This window comes from Streptomyces sp. CC53, assembly GCF_001865245.1.
Lineage (GTDB): Bacteria > Actinomycetota > Actinomycetes > Streptomycetales > Streptomycetaceae > Streptomyces.
This window is the reverse complement of record NZ_MKXB01000131.1, coordinates 20,624-23,786: the sequence shown is the minus strand read 5'-3', so window position 1 is coordinate 23,786 and position 3,163 is coordinate 20,624. Positions and strand designations below refer to the sequence as shown.

General features: G+C 75.6%; 3 protein-coding genes. All 3 read left to right on the top strand.

Going from position 1 to position 3,163, the window contains the following annotated elements; genetic code table 11:
• Positions 1–41 precede the first annotated feature (41 nt).
• The 3 genes from BJP40_RS12300 (at position 42) to BJP40_RS12290 (ending at position 3,094) form a co-directional block, all read left to right on the top strand.
• A complete protein-coding gene (locus tag BJP40_RS12300; protein ID WP_071280401.1) occupies positions 42–1,424 on the top strand; it encodes a peptidase C39 family protein in 1,383 nt (460 codons plus the stop codon).
• A 37-nt stretch (positions 1,425–1,461) separates the two neighbouring features.
• Entirely contained in the window at positions 1,462–1,707 is a 246-nt protein-coding gene (locus BJP40_RS36285) for an SCO1431 family membrane protein (protein ID WP_236244384.1), read from the top strand.
• A gap of 211 nt (positions 1,708–1,918) precedes the next feature.
• Positions 1,919–3,094: an acyl-CoA dehydrogenase family protein gene (locus tag BJP40_RS12290; protein ID WP_071280400.1), complete on the top strand. Its 1,176-nt coding sequence runs from the start codon at positions 1,919–1,921 to the stop codon at positions 3,092–3,094.
• Positions 3,095–3,163: the final 69 nt, after the last annotated feature.

The window sequence follows — 3,163 nt, the reverse complement described above, 5'->3', positions numbered from 1 at the left end:
CCCCCGCCCCAGTCGCCCGCGCCACCCCCGGGGGTTCACCCATGACCGGTCCCGCTCCCCGTCCCGCCTCCCGCCGCAGCGTCCTCGCGGCGGCCGCCCTCGCCGCCGCCGGCGCCGCACTCCCCGCGGCGCCCGCGGGCGCCGCCCCGTCCTCCGGGCCGGGGCCCGCGCCCCTCCCGGGGGCCGCCCCCGTGCCTCCGGTCGACAACCGCTTCTGGACCTCCGCCGCCGACTGGGCCTCCGGCAGCGGCCGCGGCGTCCGGGTCACCTCGGGGTGCCGAGCCGGGCTGGTGCTCGACGCCCCGGTCGGCACGGCCCCGCACACCGACCCGCACACCGGGCGCACCGCCGCCTGGGAGTACGCCACCTGGACCTCGCCCCGGCACACCCCGGCCCTGCCGGCAACCGAGGTCGTCGCCTCCTGGAACGCCGACACCCCCGCCGGCACCTGGATCACCGTCGAACTCTGCTGCCGCTACCCGGACGGCGCCGACTCGCCGTGGTACGTGATGGGCCGCTGGGCGGCCGGCGACGCCGACATCCGGCGCACCTCCGTCGACGGGCAGGGCGACGGCCGCAGCAGCGTGTGGACCGACACCCTGGCCGTCGAGGACCGGGCGGGCGGGCCGCGGGTGGAGTCGTACCGGCTGAGGCTCACTCTGCACCGGGCGCCCGGCAGCGGCCGCACCCCGACCGTGCGGCGGCTCGGCGCGATGGCGTCCGCGCTCCCGGACCGCTTCACCGTGCCTCCGGCCCCGGCGCGCGTCGCCCGCGAACTTCCGGTGCCGCGCTACTCGCAGAACGTGCACGCCGGGCGGTACCCGGAGTACGACAACGGGGGAGAGGCGTGGTGCAGCCCCACCGCCTCGCAGATGGTCGTCGAGTACTGGGGCCGTCGCCCCACCCCCGCCCAGCTGTCCTGGGTGCGCCCGGAGTACACCGATCCCCAGGTCTGCCACGCCGCCCGGACCACCTACGACCACCAGTACGCGGGCTGCGGCAACTGGCCCTTCAACGCCGCGTACGCCGCGACGTACGAGGGCCTCAACGGGGTCGTCACCCGGCTCGGGTCCCTCGCCGACGCGGAGGCACTGGTCGAGGCAGGCATCCCGGTCATCACGTCCCAGTCGTTCCTCGCGCACGAACTGCCCGGCGCCGGCTACGGCACCGCCGGCCACCTGATGGCGGTGACCGGTTTCACCGCGGACGGCGACGTCGTCGCCAACGACCCGGGCGCCCCGGACAACGCCCGCGTCCGCCGGGTGTACCCGCGCCGCGCGTTCGAGAACGTCTGGCTGCGGACCAGGCGCCGCAACACCGCGGGCACCGTGGTCTCCGGCACCGGTGGGGTCTGCTACCTGTACTGGCCCGACGACGCCACGGCCGCCCAGCTCCGCGTCCTCGCGGCGGTCGGGGTCCGCTGACGGCACGCGCCTCACGGCACACGGCGCGGGCGCCGGCGTGAGCAACGTCTCTCCCGCGCGGCGCCCGCCTGCTGGCAAGGTGTTCCGGGGGGAGCACGCACACCCGTACGCCCAGGACCAGCAGAGCGAGAACCCCATGACCGCAGCCGCCGCCTCCCTCGTCCTCCGCCGCGCCCGCACCGGCGGCCCCCGCGACGACGGCCCGGAGCCGGCCGAGCGGGTGCTCGGCTGGGTGCTCGTCGTGGCCGTCGCGATGCTCGTCACCCGCCTCGGACTGCTCTGACCCCCCGACCGGGCCGCCCCTTCCCGGTGATGTGAACGATCGTTATCGACGTACGCCACCCGATCGGGCATACTCATGCCGCCACAGCCGCTGATCTGCCGCTTTCCGTGATCCGGACAGGCAGCATCGGCACTGTGGTGAGACACGGCGGCGCCGCCTCAACCCTCGGGCAGGCCCGCCGCAGCGCCCGACAAGGGAGGAGAGCGCCGCTATGCCCGACCGCGCCCCGCAGCCGGTGGAACGCCAGCTGCCCACCGAGGAGGCCAGGGACCTGATCACCCTGGTCCGCGACATCGTCCAGGGAGAGGTCGCGCCCAAGGCCGCCGAGGAGGAGGACGCGGGCCGCTTCCCCCGCGAGACCTTCTCCCTGCTCTCCGACGCGGGCCTGCTCGGTCTGCCGTACGACTCCGCCCACGGCGGCGGCGACCAGCCCTACGAGGTCTACCTGCAGGTCCTGGAGGAGCTCGCCGCCGCCCGCCTGACCGTCGGCCTCGGCGTCAGCGTGCACAGCCTCGCCTGCCACGCCCTGGCCGGATACGGCACGAAGGACCAGCAGGCCGAGCATCTGCCGGCGATGCTGGGCGGCGGCCTGCTCGGCGGCTACTGCCTGTCCGAGCCCGCGTCCGGCTCGGACGCCGCCTCCCTCCGCACGAAGGCCGTCCGCGACGGCGACGACTGGGTCATCACCGGCACCAAGGCGTGGATCACCCACGGCGGCATCGCCGACTTCTACACGGTCATGGCACGCACCGGCGCCGAGGGCCCCCGCGGCGTCACCGCCTTCCTGGTGCCCGGCGACGCCGAGGGGCTGACCGCCGCCGTGCCGGAGAAGAAGATGGGCATGAAGGGCTCGCCCACCGCCCAGCTCCACTTCGACGGCGTCCGCGTCCCCGACGCCCGCCGCATCGGCGAGGAGGGCCAGGGCTTCTCCATCGCCCTCTCCGCCCTGGACGGCGGCCGCCTCGGCATCGCCGCCTGCGCCGTCGGCGTCGCCCAGGCCGCGCTCGACGCGGCGACGGCCTACGCCCTGGACCGCCGGCAGTTCGGGCGGCCCATCGGCGACTTCCAGGGACTGCGCTTCATGCTGGCCGACATGGCCACCCAGATCGAGGCCGGGCGTGCCCTGTACCTGACCGCCGCCCGGCTGCGGGACGCCGGCCTGCCGTACGCGCGGCAGGCCGCGATGGCCAAGCTGTTCTGCACGGACGCGGCCATGAAGGTCACCACCGACGCCGTGCAGGTCCTCGGCGGGTACGGCTACACGGCCGACTTCCCCGTCGAGCGCTACATGCGCGAGGCGAAGGTCCTGCAGATCGTGGAGGGCACCAACCAGATCCAGCGCGTGGTCATCGGTCGCCACCTGCTCGGCCCGGAGAGCCGGGCCTGACGTCCACCGGGCGCGGCAGCCATGCCGGCGCCGCGGTGAGCAGGCTCCACTCCTGGTCGCGGCGGCCCG

What these genes read in the sequence shown, in the direction of transcription:
- BJP40_RS12300 (WP_071280401.1), top strand. Translation starts at nt 42, where the DNA reads ATGACCGGTCCCGCTCCCCGTCCCGCCTCCCGCCGCAGCGTCCTCGCG.
- BJP40_RS12290 (WP_071280400.1), top strand. Translation starts at nt 1,919, where the DNA reads ATGCCCGACCGCGCCCCGCAGCCGGTGGAACGCCAGCTGCCCACCGAG.